The sequence below is a fragment of the Pseudomonas sp. B21-015 genome (assembly GCF_024749285.1).
GTDB lineage: Bacteria > Pseudomonadota > Gammaproteobacteria > Pseudomonadales > Pseudomonadaceae > Aquipseudomonas.
Window position 1 is genome coordinate 1,151,951 of sequence record NZ_CP087196.1, and the last position, 21,323, is coordinate 1,173,273.

At 60.8% G+C, this 21,323-nt stretch carries 9 protein-coding genes; 7 read left to right on the forward strand and 2 right to left on the reverse strand.

Annotated elements, in window-relative coordinates:
• The first annotated feature begins 307 nt into the window (after positions 1-307).
• From LOY38_RS05365 to LOY38_RS05375, 3 genes are all read left to right on the forward strand, one after another.
• Complete coding sequence (locus LOY38_RS05365; RefSeq protein WP_258699126.1) at positions 308-2,197, forward strand: DUF1302 domain-containing protein; 1,890 nt, start codon at positions 308-310, stop codon at positions 2,195-2,197.
• Between the two features lie 28 nt (positions 2,198-2,225).
• Positions 2,226-3,590: a DUF1329 domain-containing protein gene (locus LOY38_RS05370; RefSeq protein ID WP_258699127.1), complete on the forward strand. Its 1,365-nt coding sequence runs from the start codon at positions 2,226-2,228 to the stop codon at positions 3,588-3,590.
• A gap of 311 nt (positions 3,591-3,901) precedes the next feature.
• The gene (locus LOY38_RS05375; protein ID WP_258699128.1) at positions 3,902-6,640 is read left to right on the forward strand and encodes a LuxR C-terminal-related transcriptional regulator; all 2,739 of its coding nucleotides are present in this window, start codon (positions 3,902-3,904) and stop codon (positions 6,638-6,640) included.
• A 73-nt stretch (positions 6,641-6,713) separates the two neighbouring features.
• On the opposite strand, the gene LOY38_RS05380 is transcribed toward LOY38_RS05375, so the two are convergent.
• The gene (locus LOY38_RS05380) at positions 6,714-16,724 is read right to left on the reverse strand and encodes a M10 family metallopeptidase C-terminal domain-containing protein (RefSeq protein WP_258699129.1); all 10,011 of its coding nucleotides are present in this window, start codon (positions 16,722-16,724) and stop codon (positions 6,714-6,716) included.
• A 215-nt stretch (positions 16,725-16,939) separates the two neighbouring features.
• Here LOY38_RS05380 and LOY38_RS05385 point away from each other — a divergent pair, with 215 nt between their 5' ends.
• Both LOY38_RS05385 and LOY38_RS05390 read left to right on the forward strand, forming a co-directional pair.
• Positions 16,940-17,584 carry an MBL fold metallo-hydrolase gene (locus LOY38_RS05385; RefSeq protein WP_258699130.1) on the forward strand — a complete coding sequence of 215 codons (645 nt, stop codon included), beginning with the start codon at positions 16,940-16,942 and terminating at the stop codon, positions 17,582-17,584.
• 117 nt (positions 17,585-17,701) lie between these two features.
• Positions 17,702-18,427, forward strand: a complete 726-nt coding sequence (locus LOY38_RS05390; protein WP_258699131.1) for an OmpA family protein — start codon at positions 17,702-17,704, stop codon at positions 18,425-18,427.
• A 251-nt stretch (positions 18,428-18,678) separates the two neighbouring features.
• On the opposite strand, the gene LOY38_RS05395 is transcribed toward LOY38_RS05390, so the two are convergent.
• The gene (locus LOY38_RS05395; RefSeq protein ID WP_258699132.1) at positions 18,679-19,113 is read right to left on the reverse strand and encodes a YhcB family protein; all 435 of its coding nucleotides are present in this window, start codon (positions 19,111-19,113) and stop codon (positions 18,679-18,681) included.
• Between the two features lie 144 nt (positions 19,114-19,257).
• Between LOY38_RS05395 and LOY38_RS05400 the strand changes: the two genes are divergently transcribed.
• The gene (locus LOY38_RS05400; protein WP_258699133.1) at positions 19,258-19,887 is read left to right on the forward strand and encodes an alpha/beta hydrolase; all 630 of its coding nucleotides are present in this window, start codon (positions 19,258-19,260) and stop codon (positions 19,885-19,887) included.
• A gap of 24 nt (positions 19,888-19,911) precedes the next feature.
• Positions 19,912-21,267 (forward strand): tryptophan--tRNA ligase, encoded by a 1,356-nt coding sequence (locus LOY38_RS05405; RefSeq protein WP_258699134.1) that lies wholly within the window; start codon positions 19,912-19,914, stop codon positions 21,265-21,267.
• Positions 21,268-21,323: the final 56 nt, after the last annotated feature.

A 21,323-nucleotide genomic window follows, 5' to 3' on the forward strand; every position in this document is an offset into this window, starting at 1 on the left:
GCCAGACCCACCAAGCAAGCGCTTGACTTGTGAAATCCGAATTTTCAGCCATCCTTGCCGGGCCGACATGTGTCGGACTGGCGAAAGGACTGTTCCAGAGTGGCCGGCAGCTGCAAATCACACTTTAGAGGGATCAAGCACTACTACCTGCTGGCTATAGTCCGCTCAAGGATTTTTAAGAACGGAGCTCACGCACAAAACGGGGCGATGCAACTTTGGAGTGACTTCGGAACCGCTTGGCTTCCGGTCACCCACAACGTTTTTAAAAGTACTCAGCCATAACAATAATGCACATGGAGTAGCGTCGATGACATCAGTAAACCAGTTCTGGCGCCGGGCGAAACTGCCCCTGGCGGTCAGTCTTGCCTCTTCGCTCGCCGGGCCTGCATTCGGCGTCAGTTTCAACGTCGGTGAGATCGAAGGTCAATTTGACTCATCCCTGTCGATCGGCGCCAGTTGGTCTACTCAGAGCCCCAACAAGAATCTTATCGGCGTCAATAACGGGGGCCACGGCCTGTCCCAGACGTCCGATGACGGTCACAACAACTTCAAGAGCGGCGAAACTTTTTCGAAGATCTTCAAGGGTATCCATGACCTTGAATTGAAATACGGTGATACCGGTGTCTTCGTCCGGGGCAAATACTGGTACGACTTTGAACTCAAGGATGAAAGCCGCGAGTTCAAGGACATCAGCGACGAAAATCGCAAGGAAGGCGCCAAGTCCGCCGGCGGTCAGATCCTCGACGCCTTCGTCTACCACAACTACGCCATTGCCGATCAGCCGGGTTCCGTGCGTCTGGGCAAGCAGGTGGTGAGCTGGGGTGAAAGTACTTTCATCGGTGGTGGCATCAACTCGATCAACCCGATCGACGTGTCTGCGTTCCGTCGTCCCGGTGCCGAAGTCAAGGAAGGCTTGATTCCGGTCAACATGTTCTACGTGTCCCAGAGCCTCACCGACAACCTGTCGGCCGAAGCCTTCTATCAGCTTGAATGGGACCAGACGGTTGTTGATAACTGCGGCACCTTCTTCTCCCAGCCGGACATCATTGCCGACGGTTGCACCGACAATCTGCGCGTACTGAACAAGCGCTCGACCATTCCGGCCGCCGCCCTGCCTACATTGACCAGGCTGGGCGTCGACGTAAACGATGAAGGTGTACTGGTGCGCCGTGGTGCGGATCGCGATGCGCGGGACAGCGGCCAGTGGGGCGCGTCCCTCAAATACATGTTCGAGCCGCTGGACACCGAGTTCGGTGCCTATTTCATGAATTATCACAGTCGTGCGCCTATCTTCAGCGCCACCGGTGCTCCAGCGGCGGCCTACGCCCGGGCAGCGGCATTGCCAGGGGCGCTTCGGGCTTTGGCACCCCTGGTGGTCGCGGGTAACTCGGAATACTTCGTCGAGTACCCGGAAGACATCCGCCTCTACGGCTTGAGCTTTTCCACCACCCTGCCTACCGGTACGGCGTGGAGTGGTGAACTCAGCTACCGTCCGAATGCGCCGGTGCAGCTCAACTCCACTGACATCCTGTTCGCTGGCGTGCGCCCATTGGGCGGTGCCCTGACCAACGCTTCGTTGCTCCCCGGTGTACCGGGTCAGGATCTGCACGGCTATCGCCGCAAGGAAATCACCCAGTTCCAGACCACCCTGACGCACTTCTTCGATCAGGTCATGGGCGCCAGCCGTCTGACCCTGGTGGGCGAAGTGGGCGTGACCCATGTTGGCGGTCTGGAAAGCAGCTCTGATGTCCGTTACGGCCGTGACCCGGTCTACGGGCCTGGTGAACTGCCGTCTACTGGCGGCCTCAATACCTGCTCGGCGATCCTTAACACCAGTACCATCAACGGTGCCGGCGCGGGTGCTGCTACCAACAACCGCAGCCGCAACTGCGAGGACGATGGCTTTACAACGTCGATGTCATGGGGTTATCGCGGTCGCGCCATCTGGGATTACAACGACGTGTTCGCCGGTGTGAACCTCAAGCCGAACGTGGCCTGGTCCCACGACGTAAGCGGTTACTCGCCTGGCCCTGGCGGCAACTTCGAGGAAGGCCGTAAAGCGGTGAGCCTGGGTGTCGATGCCGAATACCAGAACACCTACACCGCGAGCCTGGCGTACACCAACTTCTTCGACGGCAAGTACACCACCGTGGATGATCGCGACTTCGTTGCGCTCAGCTTCGGCGTGAACTTCTAAGCACTGTATTTTCAGGACGAACACATTTATGAAAATAACAAAGAGTCTGTTCCACGTTGGCGTTCTGGGGCTGTCGCTGCTGGCAACCGGTGTGATGGCGGCGGTCCCTGCGGCCGAAGCGGACAAGCTGGGCAAGAGCCTGACCCCGATGGGCGCCGAGATGGCGGGTAACGCCGACGGTTCGATCCCGGCCTGGAAACCCATGCCGAAAAACGCCGGTAGCGTGGACAGCAAGGGTTTTCTGTCTGATCCGTTCTCTAGTGAAAAACCGCAGTTCACCATCACCGCGCAGAACGTCGACCAGTACAAGGACAAGCTCGCGCCGGGCCAGTACGCGATGTTCAAGCGCTACCCGGAAACCTTCAAGATGCCGGTCTACCCGTCCCACCGCGGTGCCACCGTGCCGGATGAGGTGTTTGCCTCGATCAAGAAGAACGCCACCAACACTAATCTGGTGTCCGGCGGCAACGGTCTGGAAAACTTCGAAACCGCGATCCCGTTCCCGATTCCGAAAAGCGGTGTTGAAGTCATCTGGAACCATATCACCCGTTATCGCGGCGGCAGTGTGACCCGTCTGATAACCCAGGCCACGCCGCAGCCGAACGGCTCGTTCAGCCTGGTGTACTTCGAGGACCAGTTCGTGTTCCGCGACAAGATGAAGGATTACGACCCGAAAAACCCGGGCAACATCCTGTTCTACTTCAAGCAGAAAGTGACCGCGCCGGCGCGTCTGGCCGGTGGTGTGCTGCTGGTGCACGAAACCCTCGATCAGGTTAAAGAGCCGCGTTCGGCGTGGGTCTACAACGCCGGGCAGCGCCGCGTGCGTCGTGCGCCGCAAGTGTCCTATGACGGACCGGGTACCGCAGCCGATGGCCTGCGTACCTCCGACAACCTGGACATGTACAACGGTGCGCCGGATCGCTATGACTGGAAGCTCGAAGGCAAGAAAGAGATGTACATCGCCTCCGACAGCTACAAGCTCGATTCGCCACAACTGAAGTACGCCGACATCATCAAGGCCGGTCACATCAACCAGGACCTGGCTCGCTATGAACTGCGTCGGGTCTGGCATGTGGTCGCGACCCTGAAGGAAGGTCAGCGTCACATCTACGCCAAACGTGACTTCTACATCGACGAAGACACCTGGCAGGCGGCAGTGGTCGACCACTACGACGGTCGCGGGCAACTGTGGCGCGTCGCCGAGGCTCACGCCGAGAACTACTACGACAAGCAAGTGCCGTGGTACGCCCTCGAAACCTTGTACGACCTGCAATCGGGCCGCTACCTGGCACTGGGCATGAAGAACGAAGAGAAGTCGGCGTATAACTTCGGCTTCACCGCCAGCACCGCCGACTTCACTCCGGCCGCGTTGCGTCAGGAAGGCGTTCGCTAATACGTTGTAAACCGAGGCCGCATCCTCGAAAAAACGCCCCGACTGGTTCGGGGCGTTTTTTTTTCCTTCAAAAGATCGCAGCCTGCGGCAGCTCCTACAGGTTATGCGTACGCCGCGATGTTGCGGGTGTACTCGGTCGGTGCAGGAGCGGCTGCGAACATTTTGCCGACATTCAGGCGTTATGAGCCGGACATCTCTGGTTGTAGTCTTTTTGTAGCCATTTGTAGCAATAACCTTCAATAGCTCTTCGTTTACCGCTAGGCTGCGGACATCTGTAACGCCGCCATCAGTATTTCAAACAAGAGCCGGCCATGACTGATCTGTCCCCACTTCCGGGCCCTGAAAGCGTTGCCGTCGCGGCACTGGGCGGGCGCTTTTTCCGACCCCCGCTGCCCGACGGCCATGTGCTGCGGCGGCGTCTGTGCGAGCGCCTGAGTGCAGGTCTGGGTGGCAGGTTGTTGCTGATCAGCGCTCCGGCGGGGTTCGGCAAGAGTTCATTGGCGGTGGAGTTTTGTCAGGGTTTACCGGAGCATTGGCAAAGCCTGTGGCTGGGGTTAAGTCCACGGGACAGCGATCCGGGCCGTTTTCTTGAGCGCCTGCTCGAAGGTCTTCAGGAGTATTTCCCGCAGTTGGGCAGCCAGGCGCTGGGGCTGCTGAAAATGCGCCAACGTCATCAGCCATTCGCTTTCGAAGAATGGCTGGACGGTTTGCTCGATGAGCTGGCGGTGCACCTTTCACCCGGCAAGCCGTTGCTGCTGGTGCTCGATGACTACCATCTGGCCCAAGGCCCGGTGCTTGATCGTTGCCTGCAATTTTTTCTCAATCATTTACCCGATGGCCTGCTGGTCATGGTTACTAGCCGGCAGCGTCCGGACTGGCACCTGGCGCGTCTGCGGTTGTCGCGGCAACTGCTCGAACTGCACGAGCAAGATCTGCGCCTGACCCACGATGAGGCTCTGAGCCTGCTTGATCGACACAGCATTTCATTGCGTGGCGAGGCGCTGGAGAGTTTGATCCAGCGCAGCGAAGGCTGGGTGGCCGGGCTGCGTTTCTGGCTGCTGGCGGCCTCCGAAGCGGGCAGCGAGGGCGCATTGCCCCAGTCGTTGTACGGCGGGGAAGGGCTGATTCGTGATTACCTGCTCGAAGAGGTGATCGATTGCCTGCCCGCCGAGGTGCAGTCATTCCTGTACGACACCGCGCCACAAGAGCGCTTTTGCAGCGAACTGTGCGACGCCGTGCGCGAAGCTCATGACAGCGCCGAGATCCTGCGTTTCCTGCTGGCGCATCAGGTGTTTCTGGTGCCACTGGACGAACACGGTCACTGGTATCGCTATCACCACCTGTTTTCCGACCTGCTGCGCAGCCGGCCCAGCGCCCAGGCGATGGTGCCGACAGCCAGCCTGCATCTGCGTGCCTGCCGCTGGTTCAACACCCAGGGATTACTCGATGAAGCGGTAGAGCAAGCGTTGCGCGCCGGGCACCTGGATGTTGCAGCGAATCTGGTACAAAACCTCTCTGAAGAACAGCTGCTGGCCGAGCAGAACGTCGGCATGCTGCTGCGCTGGAAAATGGACTTGCCCGACAGCCTGCTGATCAGCACGCCACGGTTGATCGTGCTCTACAGCTGGGCGTTGGGGCTGGCCTGTCAACTGGACGCCGCCGAGGAGCTGGCCAGTCACCTGAGCCGCTTCCTGCCGGCGCCATCGGCCACGGCGCAAAAGTCCATGCTGGCGCAATGGCTGGCCCTGAGCGGCATCATTGCCCGGGGGCGAGGCAATCGGGAGCTGACGCTGCTCTATTGCACCGAAGCGCTGGAAAGCCTGCCGGCCAAACGCTATGGACAGCGCCTGATGTGCCTCTCGACATTGTCCAACCTGGCCATTGCCGACAGCGATCTCTGGCGTGCACGAGGGTTGAATCGTGAGTCCCTTGAGCTGGCACAACGGGTCGGTAACCCGTTGTTCGAGGCGCTGGCCCATTACGACCGCGCCCGCGTGTTGCAAGCGCGCGGGGAGATTCTTCGTTCACTGGATGAAGTCCGTCAGGGGCTGCAACGCCTGCAAGGCTTATCCCCGCTACGGCTTTATGCGGTGCGCGCACGTTTGACCTTGTACGAGGGTTTTTTGCTGGCGCTGCGCTTGCAACCCCAGGCCGCGCGGGCGCGTTTGCTGGCGGGGTTGGGGGAAGCCAGGGCCTGTCGCGACATCAGCGTGCTGATCGGCCACTGCGTAATTGCCCGGCTGGACGGCAACAGCGGCGAATTCGCGAAAGCCTTCGCCGAACTTGCCGAGGCCGAGCGGCTGATGCACATCTGGGACGTCCCGCCGATTTACTATCTGGCGATGATTACCCTGGTCAAATGCGAACTCTGGCTGGTCCAGGGCCGCACCGATCTGGCCGAACCCTGGCTTGCGCGACTGGGCCAGACCTACAACGGCGAGCACCCGGCGGCACCGCCGGAATTCCATCCGCAACTGCCGCTGCACATTGAACTGCAACAGGCGTTGCTGGACGTGATGAAGGGCCAGCCCATGCTCGCCGAAGGGCGCTTGAACGCGCTGCATGAACACGGTCAGCGCACCGACCGGCAGATGCTCAGCGTGATGGCGCTGAATCAGACAATCACGCTGTTGTTGGCGGGCGATCGCGAGCCCGAGGCCCGCAAGGCTCTGATCCAGGCGTTGGAAGCGGCCGCCGGTGGCGTCCTGCAACCGTTCGACCAATTGCTGGCCGAGCACCCGGACTGGCTGCGCGGGCAACTTCAACTCTGTGCGCCAACGGCCGTTTCGCTGAGCCTCTCGGAAAAGCTTCTGGCTCTGGTCTCCCGCCCGATGCTGGAGGCGTCGCCTGCTGCGGAACAACTCAGTACGCGTGAACTGGCCGTTTTGCAACTGATCGCCCAAGGGTGTTCGAACCAGGAAATCAGCGATCAGTTGTTCATTTCGCTGCATACGGTGAAGACCCATGCCAGCCATATCAACAGTAAGTTGGGGGTTGAGCGGCGCACGCAGGCGGTGGCGCGGGCGAAGGAGTTGGGGGTGTTGTCTTAGCTGAGGGACAACGGCATCTCTTAAAGAAAAACGCCCCGAACAAGTCGGGGCGTTTTTCATTGTATTGCCCTTGTCATACCACCAGATCGTTGGCACTAAAGGTGTCCACGCCTACCAGCTGGATTTCGAAATCCGCACCCAGCGTGCCATTGACGTTGCCATACAGTACATGATCTTCGAAACGCAGTTGTCCTGATCCTGTGAACGCATTCGAGTCAATGAAGGTGAAGGTGTTGAACGCAGAGGTGAGCATATTGGCATCGAGTTTCGACAGGTCGATCTTGTCGCCCTGCAGGCTGCTGAAGTCGGTGATGACGTCGCTGGTTGCCCCTTTACCCAGCTCGCTGAGCAAATTGAAAACAAACCGGTCGGCACCAGAGCCGCCCGTGAGGGTGTCTACACCCATGCCTCCCACCAGTAGGTCATTGCCCACACCACCGTCGAGCAGGTCGTCGCCCGCCCCGCCATTGAGCAGGTTATTGCCGTCGTTGCCGTTGATAACGTTGTTCAGGGTGTTGCCGACACCGTTGAGGTTGTTGCTGCCGGTGAGGGTGAGGTTTTCCAGATTGGCACCCAGGGTCCAGCTCACCGAAGAGCGCACGGTGTCGATTTCGCTCGCCAGGGTACTGGTCTCGGTGACCGCGTCCTGGAGGTTGTCGACGATATAGGTGTCGTTGCCGGTGCCGCCGATCATCAGGTCGGCACCGGTTCCGCCCTCCAGAACGTTGCTGCCGCTGTTGCCGATCAGACGGTTGCCCAGGGCGTTACCGGTGGCGTCGAGGTTGTCGCTGCCGGTGAGGGTCAGGTTCTCGAGGTTGCTGCCCAGGGTGTAGCTGATCGACGACATGACCGTGTCGATTTCGGTCAGCGAGGTGCCGCGTTCGATCACCGTGTCGCCGAGGTTGTCGACGAGGTAGGTATCGTTGCCGGCACCACCGTCCAGGGTGTCGGCCCCGGCCTTGCCGTCGAGGATGTTGGCGGCGGCGTTGCCGAGCAGGGTGTTGTTCAGGTCGTTGCCGATCACGGTGAAGGCACCGATACCGGTGACGGTGACGTTTTCGACGTTTTGCAGGTTGCTTTGGTTGAGGTCGACGGTGCTGGTGGTCGGGGTCGAGGTGTAGCTGATGTTCAGCAGGTCGCGGCCCTGATCGGCGGTTTCCTGCAGCAGCGCCAGTTCGCCGGCCTGGTCGAGGACGTAGGTGTCGTCGCCGGCGCCGCCGATCAGCGTGTCCAGGCCGGCCGCGCCGTTGAGGATGTTGTTGCCGCCGTTGCCGGTCAGCACGTTGTTCAGGGCATTGCCGAGGCCGTTGAGGTTGTCGCTGCCGGTGAGGGTGAGGTTTTCCAGGTTGGCGCCCAGGGTCCAGCTGACCGAGGAGCGCACGGTGTCGACTTCAGATATCAGGGTACTGGTCTCGGCGACCACGTCCTTGAGGTTATCGACGCTGTAGGTGTCGTTGCCGAAACCGCCGATCATCACATCGACGCCGCTTCCGCCCTCCAGCACGTTGTTGCCGTTGTTGCCGATCAGCACGTTGTTCAGGGCGTTGCCGATACCGGTGAGGTTGTCGTTGCCGGTCAGGGTCAGGTTCTCGACGTTGCTGCCCAGGGTGTAGCTGATCGATGACAGCACCGTGTCGATTTCGGTTAGCGAGGTGCTGGTTTCCACCACCACGTCATTAACATTATCCACAACGTAAACGTCGTTGCCTGCACCGCCAGTCATGAGGTCTTGACCGGCCCCGCCATTGAGGGTGTTGGCGGCGGCGTTGCCGGTGAGGCTGTTGTCGAGTTCGTTGCCGATCATATTGAGTGCCGCAGTACCCAACAGCACGCCATCTTCGACGTTGGCCGACAGGATGTAGCTCACCGTCGTGCGGATCTGGTCGCGGCCTTCGCCGGTCAGTTCGGTGATTTTGTCGGCGTCGTTGTCGATGATGTAGGTGTCATCGCCACTGCCGCCGACGAGGGTGTCGCCCCCGGCGCCGCCATCCAGCCAGTCGTCGCCGGCACCGCCCTGCAGGGTGTTGACGTAGGCGTTGCCTTGCAGGGTGTTGTTCAGGTCGTTGCCGATCACGGTGAAGGCACCGAGGCCGGTGACGGTGACGTTTTCGACGTTCTGCAGGTTGCTTTGGCTGAGGTCGACGGTGCTGGTGGTCGGGGTCGAGGTGTAGCTGATGTTCAGCAGGTCGCGGCCCTGATCGGCGGTTTCCTGCAGCAGCGCCAGTTCGCCGGCCTGGTCGAGGACGTAGGTGTCGTCGCCGGCGCCGCCGATCATGGTGTCCAGGCCGGCCGCGCCGTTGAGGATGTTGCTGCCGCTGTTGCCGGTCAGCACGTTGTTCAGGGCATTGCCGAGGCCGTTGAGGTTGTCGCTGCCGGTGAGGGTGAGGTTTTCCAGGTTGGCACCGAGGGTCCAGCTGACCGAGGAGCGCACGGTGTCGATTTCGCTCGCCAGGGTACTGGTCTCGGCGACCACGTCCTTGAGGTTGTCGACGCTGTAGGTGTCGTTGCCGAAACCGCCGATCATCACATCGACGCCGCTTCCGCCGTCCAGCACGTTGTTGCCGTTGTTGCCGATCAGGCGGTTGCTCAGCGCATTACCGGTACCGTCCAGATTATCGCCGCCGGTGAGGGTCAGGTATTCCAGATTGCTAGTGCTGCCCAGGGTGTAGCTGATCGATGACAGCACCGTGTCGATTTCGGTTAGCGAGGTGCTGGTTTCCACCACCACGTCACCCACGTTATCCACAACGTAAACGTCGTTGCCTGCACCGCCAGTCATGAGGTCTTGGCCGGCCCCGCCATTGAGGGTGTTGGCGGCGGCGTTGCCGGTGAGGCTGTTGTCGAGTTCGTTGCCGATCATATTGAGTGCCGCAGTACCCAGCAGCACGCCGTCTTCGACGTTGGCCGACAGGATGTAGCTCACCGTCGTGCGGATCTGGTCGCGGCCTTCGCCGGCCAGTTCGGTGATTTTGTCGGCGTCGTTGTCGATGATGTAGGTGTCATCGCCACTGCCGCCGACGAGGGTGTCGCCCCCGGCGCCGCCATCCATCCAGTCGTCGCCGGCACCGCCCTGCAGGGTGTTGACGTAGGCGTTGCCGAGCAGGGTGTTGTTCAGGTCGTTGCCGATCACGGTGAAGGCACCGATACCGGTGACGGTGACGTTTTCGACGTTCTGCAGGTTGCTTTGGCTGAGGTCGACGGTGCTGGTGGTCGGGGTCGAGGTGTAGCTGATGTTCAGCAGGTCGCGGCCCTGATCGGCGGTTTCCTGCAGCAGCGCCAGTTCGCCGGCCTGGTCGAGGACGTAGGTGTCGTCGCCGGCGCCGCCGATCAGCGTGTCCAGGCCGGCCGCGCCGTTGAGGATGTTGTTGCCGCTGTTGCCGGTCAGCACGTTGTTCAGGGCATTGCCGAGGCCGTTGAGGTTGTCGCTGCCGGTGAGGGTGAGGTTTTCCAGGTTGGCCCCCAGGGTCCAGCTGACCGAGGAGCGCACGGTGTCGATTTCGCTCGCCAGGGTACTGGTCTCGGCGACCACGTCCTTGAGGTTGTCGACGCTGTAGGTGTCATTGCCGCTGCCGCCGATCATCACGTCGGCACCGCTTCCGCCGTCCAGCACGTTATTGCCGCTGTTGCCGATCAGGCGGTTGCTCAGCGCATTACCGGTACCGTCCAGATTATCGCCGCCGGTGAGGGTCAGGTATTCCAGATTGCTGGTGCTGCCCAGGGTGTAGCTGATCGATGACAGCACCGTGTCGATTTCGGTTAGCGAGGTGCTGGTTTCCACCACCACGTCATTAACATTATCCACAACGTAAACGTCGTTGCCTGCACCGCCAGTCATGAGGTCTTGACCGGCCCCGCCATTGAGGGTGTTGGCGGCGGCGTTGCCGGTGAGGCTGTTGTCGAGTTCGTTGCCGATCATATTGAGTGCCGCAGTACCCAACAGCACGCCATCTTCGACGTTGGCCGACAGGATGTAGCTCACCGTCGTGCGGATCTGGTCGCGGCCTTCGCCGGTCAGTTCGGTGATTTTGTCGGCGTCGTTGTCGATGATGTAGGTGTCATCGCCACTGCCGCCGACGAGGGTGTCGCCCCCGGCGCCGCCATCCAGCCAGTCGTCGCCGGCACCGCCCTGCAGGGTGTTGACGTAGGCGTTGCCGAGCAGGGTGTTGTTCAGGTCGTTGCCGATCACGGTGAAGGCACCGAGGCCGGTGACGGTGACGTTTTCGACGTTCTGCAGGTTGCTTTGGCTGAGGTCGACGGTGCTGGTGGTCGGGGTCGAGGTGTAGCTGATGTTCAGCAGGTCGCGGCCCTGATCGGCGGTTTCCTGCAGCAGCGCCAGTTCGCCGGCCTGGTCGAGGACGTAGGTGTCGTCGCCGGCGCCGCCGATCATGGTGTCCAGGCCGGCCGCGCCGTTGAGGATGTTGCTGCCGCTGTTGCCGGTCAGCACGTTGTTCAGGGCATTGCCGAGGCCGTTGAGGTTGTCGCTGCCGGTGAGGGTGAGGTTTTCCAGGTTGGCACCGAGGGTCCAGCTGACCGAGGAGCGCACGGTGTCGATTTCGCTCGCCAGGGTACTGGTCTCGGCGACCACGTCCTTGAGGTTGTCGACGCTGTAGGTGTCGTTGCCGAAACCGCCGATCATCACATCGACGCCGCTTCCGCCGTCCAGCACGTTGTTGCCGTTGTTGCCGATCAGGCGGTTGCTCAGCGCATTACCGGTACCGTCCAGATTATCGCCGCCGGTGAGGGTCAGGTATTCCAGATTGCTAGTGCTGCCCAGGGTGTAGCTGATCGATGACAGCACCGTGTCGATTTCGGTTAGCGAGGTGCTGGTTTCCACCACCACGTCACCCACGTTATCCACAACGTAAACGTCGTTGCCTGCACCGCCAGTCATGAGGTCTTGGCCGGCCCCGCCATTGAGGGTGTTGGCGGCGGCGTTGCCGGTGAGGCTGTTGTCGAGTTCGTTGCCGATCATATTGAGTGCCGCAGTACCCAGCAGCACGCCGTCTTCGACGTTGGCCGACAGGATGTAGCTCACCGTCGTGCGGATCTGGTCGCGGCCTTCGCCGGCCAGTTCGGTGATTTTGTCGGCGTCGTTGTCGATGATGTAGGTGTCATCGCCACTGCCGCCGACGAGGGTGTCGCCCCCGGCGCCGCCATCCATCCAGTCGTCGCCGGCACCGCCCTGCAGGGTGTTGACGTAGGCGTTGCCGAGCAGGGTGTTGTTCAGGTCGTTGCCGATCACGGTGAAGGCACCGATACCGGTGACGGTGACGTTTTCGACGTTCTGCAGGTTGCTTTGGCTGAGGTCGACGGTGCTGGTGGTCGGGGTCGAGGTGTAGCTGATGTTCAGCAGGTCGCGGCCCTGATCGGCGGTTTCCTGCAGCAGCGCCAGTTCGCCGGCCTGGTCGAGGACGTAGGTGTCGTCGCCGGCGCCGCCGATCAGCGTGTCCAGGCCGGCCGCGCCGTTGAGGATGTTGTTGCCGCTGTTGCCGGTCAGCACGTTGTTCAGGGCATTGCCGAGGCCGTTGAGGTTGTCGCTGCCGGTGAGGGTGAGGTTTTCCAGGTTGGCCCCCAGGGTCCAGCTGACCGAGGAGCGCACGGTGTCGATTTCGCTCGCCAGGGTACTGGTCTCGGCGACCACGTCCTTGAGGTTGTCGACGCTGTAGGTGTCATTGCCGCTGCCGCCGATCATCACGTCGGCACCGCTTCCGCCGTCCAGCACGTTATTGCCGCTGTTGCCGATCAGGCGGTTGCTCAGCGCATTACCGGTACCGTCCAGATTATCGCCGCCGGTGAGGGTCAGGTATTCCAGATTGCTGGTGCTGCCCAGGGTGTAGCTGATCGATGACAGCACCGTGTCGATTTCGGTTAGCGAGGTGCTGGTTTCCACCACCACGTCATTAACATTATCCACAACGTAAACGTCGTTGCCTGCACCGCCAGTCATGAGGTCTTGACCGGCCCCGCCATTGAGGGTGTTGGCGGCGGCGTTGCCGGTGAGGCTGTTGTCGAGTTCGTTGCCGATCATATTGAGTGCCGCAGTACCCAACAGCACGCCATCTTCGACGTTGGCCGACAGGATGTAGCTCACCGTCGTGCGGATCTGGTCGCGGCCTTCGCCGGTCAGTTCGGTGATTTTGTCGGCGTCGTTGTCGATGATGTAGGTGTCATCGCCACTGCCGCCGACGAGGGTGTCGCCCCCGGCGCCGCCATCCAGCCAGTCGTCGCCGGCACCGCCCTGCAGGGTGTTGACGTAGGCGTTGCCGAGCAGGGTGTTGTTCAGGTCGTTGCCGATCACGGTGAAGGCACCGAGGCCGGTGACGGTGACGTTTTCGACGTTCTGCAGGTTGCTTTGGCTGAGGTCGACGGTGCTGGTGGTCGGGGTCGAGGTGTAGCTGATGTTCAGCAGGTCGCGGCCCTGATCGGCGGTTTCCTGCAGCAGCGCCAGTTCGCCGGCCTGGTCGAGGACGTAGGTGTCGTCGCCGGCGCCGCCGATCAGCGTGTCCAGGCCGGCCGCGCCGTTGAGGATGTTGTTGCCGCTGTTGCCGGTCAGCACGTTGTTCAGGGCATTGCCGAGGCCGTTGAGGTTGTCGCTGCCGGTGAGGGTGAGGTTTTCCAGGTTGGCCCCCAGGGTCCAGCTGACCGAGGAGCGCACGGTGTCGATTTCGCTCGCCAGGGTACTGGTCTCGGCGACCACGTCCTTGAGGTTGTCGACGCTGTAGGTGTCGTTGCCGAAACCGCCGATCATCACGTCGGCACCGCTTCCGCCGTCCAGCACGTTATTGCCGCTGTTGCCGATCAGGCGGTTGCTCAGCGCATTACCGGTACCGTCCAGATTATCGCCGCCGGTGAGGGTCAGGTTCTCGAGGTTGCTGCCCAGGGTGTAGCTGATCGACGACGCGACCGTGTCGATCTCGGTCAGCGAGGTACCGCGTTCGATCACCGTGTCGCCGAGGTTGTCGACGAGGTAGGTGTCGTTGCCCGCGCCACCGTCCAGGGTGTCGGCGCCGGAACCGCCATTGAGGGTGTTGGCGGCGGCGTTGCCGGTGAGGCTGTTGTCGAGTTCGTTGCCGATCATATTGAGTGCCGCAGTACCCAACAGCACGCCGTCTTCGACGTTGGCCGACAGGATGTAGCTCACCGTCGTGCGGATCTGGTCGCGGCCTTCGCCGGCCAGTTCGGTGATTTTGTCGGCGTCGTTGTCGATGATGTAGGTGTCATCGCCACTGCCGCCGACGAGGGTGTCGCCCCCGGCGCCGCCATCCATCCAGTCGTCGCCGGCACCGCCCTGCAGGGTGTTGACGTAGGCGTTGCCGAGCAGGGTGTTGTTCAGGTCGTTGCCGATCACGGTGAAGGCACCGAGGCCGGTGACGGTGACGTTTTCGACGTTCTGCAGGTTGCTTTGGCTGAGGTCGACGGTGCTGGTGGTCGGGGTCGAGGTGTAGCTGATGTTCAGCAGGTCGCGGCCCTGATCGGCGGTTTCCTGCAGCAGCGCCAGTTCGCCGGCCTGGTCGAGGACGTAGGTGTCGTCGCCGGCGCCGCCGATCAGCGTGTCCAGGCCGGCCGCGCCGTTGAGGATGTTGTTGCCGCTGTTGCCGGTCAGCACGTTGTTCAGGGCATTGCCGAGGCCGTTGAGGTTGTCGCTGCCGGTCAGGGTGAGGTTTTCCAGGTTGGCACCGAGGGTCCAGCTGACCGAGGAGCGCACGGTGTCGATATCCCACAGCGAGAATCCGGTCTCAATGACCACGTCCTTGAGGTTGTCGACGATGTAGGTGTCGCTGCCGCGGTCGTCGATCATGACGTCGGCGCCAAGGCCTCCGTCCAGGGTGTTGTCGCCGTAGTTACCGACGAGGCGGTTATTCAGGGCATTACCGGTAGCATTCAGGTCGTCGAAGTTGATAAGGGTCAGGTTCTCGACGTTACTGCCCAGGGTGTAGCTGATCGACGACGCGACCGTGTCGATTTCGCTCAACGAGGTGCCGCGTTCGATCACCGTGTCGCCGATGTTGTCGACGTAGTAGGTGTCATTGCCCGCACCGCCGTCCAGGGTGTCGGCCCCACCCCGGCCGTCGAGGATGTTGGCGGCGGCGTTGCCGGTGAGGCTGTTGTCGAGTTCATTACCTGTGAGGCTCAGCGCTGCAGATCCGAGCAGCTCGCCATCCTCGACGTTGGCTTCCAAAGAGTGGCTCACTGCTGTCTTGATCAGGTCGTGGCCTTCGCCGGCCAGTTCGGTGACTTGTACACCATTGTTGAACATGACATAGGTGTCATCGCCACTGCCGCCACTGAGTTTGTCAGCCCCGGCCCAGCCATCCAGCCAGTCGTTGCCGGCCCCACCCAGCAGGGTGTTGTCGTAGTTGTTGCCGATCAGGATGTTATTCAGGTCGTTGCCGATCACGGTGAAGTTGCCGAGGCCGGTGACGGTGACATCTTCGACGTTTTGCAGGTTGCTTTGGCTGAGATCGACGGTGCTGCCGGCCAGGGTCGAGGTGTAGTTGATGTACAGCAGGTCGCTGCCTTGATCAACGTCGTCCTGCAGTAGCGCCAGTTCGCCGGCCTGGTCGAGGACGTAAGTGTCGTCGCCGGCGCCGCCGATCAGCGTGTCCAGGCCGGCCGCGCCGTTGAGGATGTTGTTGCCGGCGTTGCCGGTCAGCACGTTGTTCAGGGCGTTGCCGATACCGGTAAGGTTATCGCTGCCGGTGAGGGTGAGGTTTTCCAGGTTGGCGCCGAGGGTCCAACTGATCGAGGAGCGCACGGTGTCGATTTCGCTCGCCAGGGTGCTGGTTTCGGTGACTGCGTCCTTGATGTTGTCGACGATGTAGGTGTCATTGCCGGAGCCACCAATCATCACGTCGGCACCGAGGCTGCCGTCCAACGTGTTATTGCCAGCGTTGCCGGCGAGGCGGTTGCTCAGCGCATTACCGGTACCGTCCAGATTATCGCTGCCGGTGAGGGTCAGGTTCTCCAGATTGCTGGTGCTGCCCAGGGTGTAGCTGATCGATGACATGACCGTGTCGATTTCGGTTAGCGAGGTGCTGGTTTCCACCACCACGTCATTAACGTTATCCACAACGTAAACGTCGTTGCCTGCACCGCCAATCATGACGTCTTGGCCGGCACCGCCATCGAGAACGTTGCCCAGCGCATTACCGATCAGCTCATCGTCAAAGGCCGAACCGGTGGCATTTTCGATTTTGGTGCCAAAGGCGATCGTCAGCCCGTCATTGATCAGTTCCAGGTTCGCAATGTCGATGAATGCCTTGCCGATGTTGCTGAACTCGCCCTCATTCAGGTTCAGTCTGACGGCCGCCTGCTGGTTGCTGGCATCGATCGTATCGTTGCCGCCGGCATCCCAGATGGTTTCGAACACTGATTGATCCGGTGCCCAGCTATAGACGTTGTTGCCGGTTTGCCAAAGCATGTTGGCGCCGTAAACCTTCTGGATAGCGAGAATATCCAGCAGCATCGGTGTCGTCGGCTGATAGGAATACGCATTGTTGTAGCTCATGATCGTGTAATGCGAATCATCGAGCAGGGGCGAGATCAGCGTGCTGTTGGATTGGCTCGACTCGAATGGATGCTTGAGGCCCAGGGAATGACCGATTTCATGCACGAACGTCATGAAGTCGTAGGTGCCTTTGACGGGCGCAGCGTTGTTCGTCTCCGGCCCGATCCAGACATCCCCGCCCGCCGGTGTCCGGTCGGGGAAGTAGGCCCAGGCAGCGGCGTCGTCGTCCATGTCCCAATAGCCGCCGAATCGCAAGTCGCCCACGGTGTTGATGTTGTCATTGACCAGAGTGAACTTGACGTTGGCCACGGCGCTCCAGGCGCCAAGCGCACCGGTCACGGCGTTTTGTTGGGCCGATGTCAGGGCAAAACTATTCAGGAACTCGTTGTGGGGGCTGTAATCAGCAGTGAAATACGACTGGCCGGGTTGGATGAAACTGTAAGTCAGTCGTGTCGCGAATATATCTCCACCGAAGTCAGGGCTCAGCCAGGAGGTGCCGTAGATCAGGCTGTCGACTTGTTGGTTGCCGGTCAGAAAAGATGGCTTTGTTAAAACATAACCGCGAGGAGACGACATTTTTTAATATCCTGAAAGAGCCGCGACCGTCCTGTATGTGGTCGCTACAAGAAAGCGATTTTGCATCAGGATCAGCGTCAATTGATATCACATGGCCATTATTTTTTATTTATGACGTCAAAAAAATGGCCGGCGAATCTGTGTCGGCGCGCTCCAGTGAGTCTTGAGGAATGCGCGCTGGTATCCTGTTCGAAATTGACTAATCAGGACCTCCCATGAACGCTCCGACCCCAGCGCTCATCCGCGAAACCTTCCCTGTCGGCCCCCTCCAGTGCAACTGCACAATCATCGGCGACCCCATTACCAAAAAGGCCATCGTCGTCGACCCTGGCGGCAATCACGAACTGATCCTCGCTCGCCTCGACGCGTTGGGCTTGAAGGTGGTCAGCATCATCCACACCCACGCGCACCTCGATCATTTCCTGGCCTCCGGTCAGTTGAAGGAGAAAACTGGCGCAACGCTGCACCTGCATAAGGAAGATCAATTCCTCTGGGACAATCTGGAGATGCAGTGCCAGATGTTCGGCGTGCCCTACACCCCGGTGCCATCGCCGGATCGCTGGTTGGCCGACGATGAAGAGCTGGCTTGCGGTTGTGGCGTGGCGTTGCACACACCGGGTCATACGCCCGGTTCCATGAGCTTCTGGTTTTCAGAGGCTAAGCTGCTGATTGCCGGTGACACGTTGTTTCGTCGCGGGGTAGGGCGTACGGATTTGTGGGGTGGCGATCAGGCGACCCTCGTGCGTTCGATCAAGCAACGGTTGTATACCCTCGACGAAGAGGCAACCGTGGTGGCCGGGCATGGCCCGGACACCTGTCTGGGCGATGAAATGCGCGGCAACCCCTTTGTGCGAGCCTGATGCTGCAGTTGTGAAAGGCACGACGGAATTTTTGGCGTTGCCCATGATCCAACGCCCGCATAGGTTCATTGCTTAAGTCCGTTGCACCACAGAATGCAAAAAAGTAGGAGCTCCTCCATGTTCACCTCGCGTCGTTTGATTGTTGTCGCTACTGCGGTGGCTCTGTTGTCTGGTTGTGCATCGCCGAACCCTTATGACAACCAGGGTCAGGCTGATGGTGGCTCCACGGGCATGAGCAAAACCGCCAAATACGGTGGCCTCGGCGCCCTGGCCGGTGCGCTGGCCGGTGCAGCCATCAGTCACGATAACCGTGGCAAGGGTGCGCTGATTGGTGCCGCCGTGGTGGGGGCTTCCGCCGCCGGTTACGGTTACTACGCCGACCAGCAGGAGAAAAAACTGCGGGCCAGCATGGCCAACACTGGGGTTGAAGTGCAGCGTCAGGGCGATCAGATCAAGCTGATCATGCCGGGCAACATCACGTTCGCCACCGATTCGGCGAACATCGCGTCGAGCTTCTACCAGCCGCTGAATAATCTGGCGGGCTCGCTCAAGGAGTTCAACCAGAACCAGATCGAGATCGTCGGCTACACCGACAGCACCGGCAGCCGTCAGCACAACATGGACTTGTCCCAGCGTCGCGCCCAGAGCGTGGCGACGTACCTGACCTCCCAGGGTGTCAGCGGCACCAACCTGTCGGCGCGTGGTGCCGGGCCGGATAATCCGATTGCCAGTAACGGCGATGTCAATGGCCGGGCACAGAACCGCCGCGTCGAGGTCAACCTGAAGGCGATTCCAGGTCAGGAATATCAGCAGCAGGGCCAGCCTGTTCAGCAGTATCAGTAACAGCCTGACTGAATCCCAGGCGTACAAAAAACCGCCCGATCCTCAACAGATCGAGCGGTTTTTTTTGTCTGCTCAGGCCCTATCGCGAGCAGGCTCGCTCCCACATTAGACCGAGTTGCTGGATCGGTACGCGGTCATATGTGGGAGCGAGCCTGCTCGCGATGAGGCCCGCGCTGGCAAAAGCCATCAGAAACAAAAAAGCCCTCGGACAATCGCTTGTCCGAGGGCTTTTTGTGTCGCGCGAAACCTGATTACTTCTTCAGGCCGTAATGCTCATCGAGCATGCCCGGCGCGTTCGGGGCTTTGGGGGCGTAGTCGCGAGGCGGCTCCTGATCGCGCGGTGGCGTCAGGCGCTCCCGTGGAGCCTGCGCCGCGTCGGCGTGCAGGGCAGCCAGCAAGCGTTGGCGAGTCTGCTCGTCCAGGGCCAGACGGTTGGCACCCTCGGTGAGATGATCCTGCACTTCCTGATAGCTTTGAGTCAGTTTCTTGACCAGTGTTGCAGTGCTGTTGAAGTGGGTGACCACTTCGTTCTGGTAACTGTCAAAACGTTCCTGAATATCATCCAGCTGACGTTGCGTGCGGTTAGGCGCGGCATTCGGCACCAGGCGAGCGATCAGGAATCCAATGGCGACACCCACAACCAGGGCAAGAGTCGGCAACAACCAAACTAAGAGCGAGTGTTCCACGAGTCCTTCCTCTATAAACGGCTTTGCTTTACGTTAACGGCTCGAACCTGCGCTGTATACCGCGATTCACTCGCAATAGATTGGCACAGACAATTGGCTAGACGAGTCGACCCGATTCGAGGTCACGGAGTTCCTTCCTTGCTTATGCGCGAAACCCCTGTAGTGATTGATGGCCCGGTCGGCCAACTCGAAGCACTTTACCTGGACAACGACCAGCCCCGCGGCCTGGCGCTGATCTGCCACCCGAACCCGGTGCAGGGCGGCACCATGCTCAACAAGGTCGTCTCGACCTTGCAGCGCACCGCGCGCGACGCCGGTTTGATTACCTTGCGTTTCAACTACCGTGGCGTCGGCGCCAGTGAAGGCAAGCACGACATGGGCACCGGCGAAGTCGACGATGCCCAGGCGGTGGCCGAGTGGCTGCGGGCCAAACATCCAGAAATACCTTTGACCCTGTTCGGTTTCTCCTTCGGCGGTTTTGTGGCAGCAAGTCTCGGCGGGCGTCTGGAAGCCGGGGGCGAGCAGCTCAAGCATCTGTTCATGGTCGCGCCTGCCGTCATGCGCCTGGGCGATCAGGATCAACTGCCGCACCAAGGTGCATTGACCCTGATCCAGCCGGAAACCGACGAAGTCATCGATCCGCAGCTCGTTTACGACTGGTCCGACGCACTCGATCGCCCCCATGAGCTGCTGAAAGTGGCAGAATGCGGACACTTTTTTCATGGCAAGCTGACCGATCTCAAGGATCTGATCCTGCCGCGTCTTTCGAATTGATTGCAGTCTGACAAGCGATTACCCATGACGACTCGTACCCGTATCCTCACCGGCATCACCACCACCGGCACGCCGCATCTGGGCAACTACGCCGGCGCCATCCGTCCGGCGATCGTTGCCAGCCGTGACAGCAATGCCGATTCGTTCTACTTCCTGGCCGACTACCACGCCCTGATCAAATGCGATGACCCGCTGCGCATCCAGCGCTCGCGTCTGGAAATCGCCGCGACCTGGCTGGCCGGTGGCCTGGACGTGGACCGCGTGACCTTCTATCGCCAGTCCGACATCCCGGAAATCCCTGAACTGACCTGGCTGCTGACCTGCGTGGCCGCCAAGGGCCTGCTCAACCGCGCCCACGCCTACAAGGCGTCGGTGGACAAGAACGTCGAGACCGGCGAAGACCCGGATGCGGGCATCACCATGGGCTTGTACAGCTACCCGGTGTTGATGGCGGCGGACATCCTGATGTTCAACGCTCACAAGGTGCCGGTCGGCCGTGACCAGATCCAGCACGTGGAAATGGCCCGGGACATCGGCCAGCGCTTCAACCACTTGTTCGGTCAGGGCAAAGAGTTCTTCACCATGCCTGAAGCGTTGATCGAGGAGAGCGTGGCCACCTTGCCGGGCCTCGACGGTCGCAAGATGTCGAAGAGCTACGACAACACCATTCCGTTGTTCAGCAGCGCCAAAGAAATGAAGGACGCGATTTCGCGGATCGTGACCGACTCCCGGGCTCCGGGCGAAGCGAAGGATCCGGATAACTCGCACCTGTTCACCCTGTTCCAGGCGTTCGCCACCCCGGCGCAGGCCGACGAATTCCGCAGCGAACTGTTGCAGGGCCTGGGTTGGGGCGAGGCGAAAAATCGTCTGTTCCAGTTGCTGGATAGCGAATTGGGCGAATCCCGTGAGCGTTATCACCAGTTGATCGAGCGCCCGGCGGATCTGGAAGACATTCTGCAGATCGGCGCCAAAAAGGCCCGCTCGGTGGCGACACCGTTCCTCCACGAACTGCGCGAGGCGGTCGGCCTGCGTTCTTTCGTCGCCCAGACCCAAGTCGCGGCCACTACCAAGAAGAAAGCTGCGAAAGCCGCGCGCTTTGTCAGCTTCCGCGAAGATGACGGCAGTTTCCGCTTCCGTCTGCTGGCCGCCGATGGCGAACAACTGCTGCTGTCGCGCAACTTCGCCGACGGCAAAACCGCAGGGCAAGTGACCAAGCAGCTGCAATCCGGTCAGCCGCTGGACGTGCGCAGCGAAGACCTGAGCTTCAGTGTCTGGCTGGAAGGCGAGTGTGTTGCCGACAGCCCGGCCTTCGCCGACAGCGCTGTTCGCGATGCTGCCATCGACGCGTTGCGGGTTGCGCTGACCCCGGTTCAGGAATAATCAACGGCCCGGTCCGACCAAGGGCCGATTGCCATTCCCACGGGCCGTCGCTACAG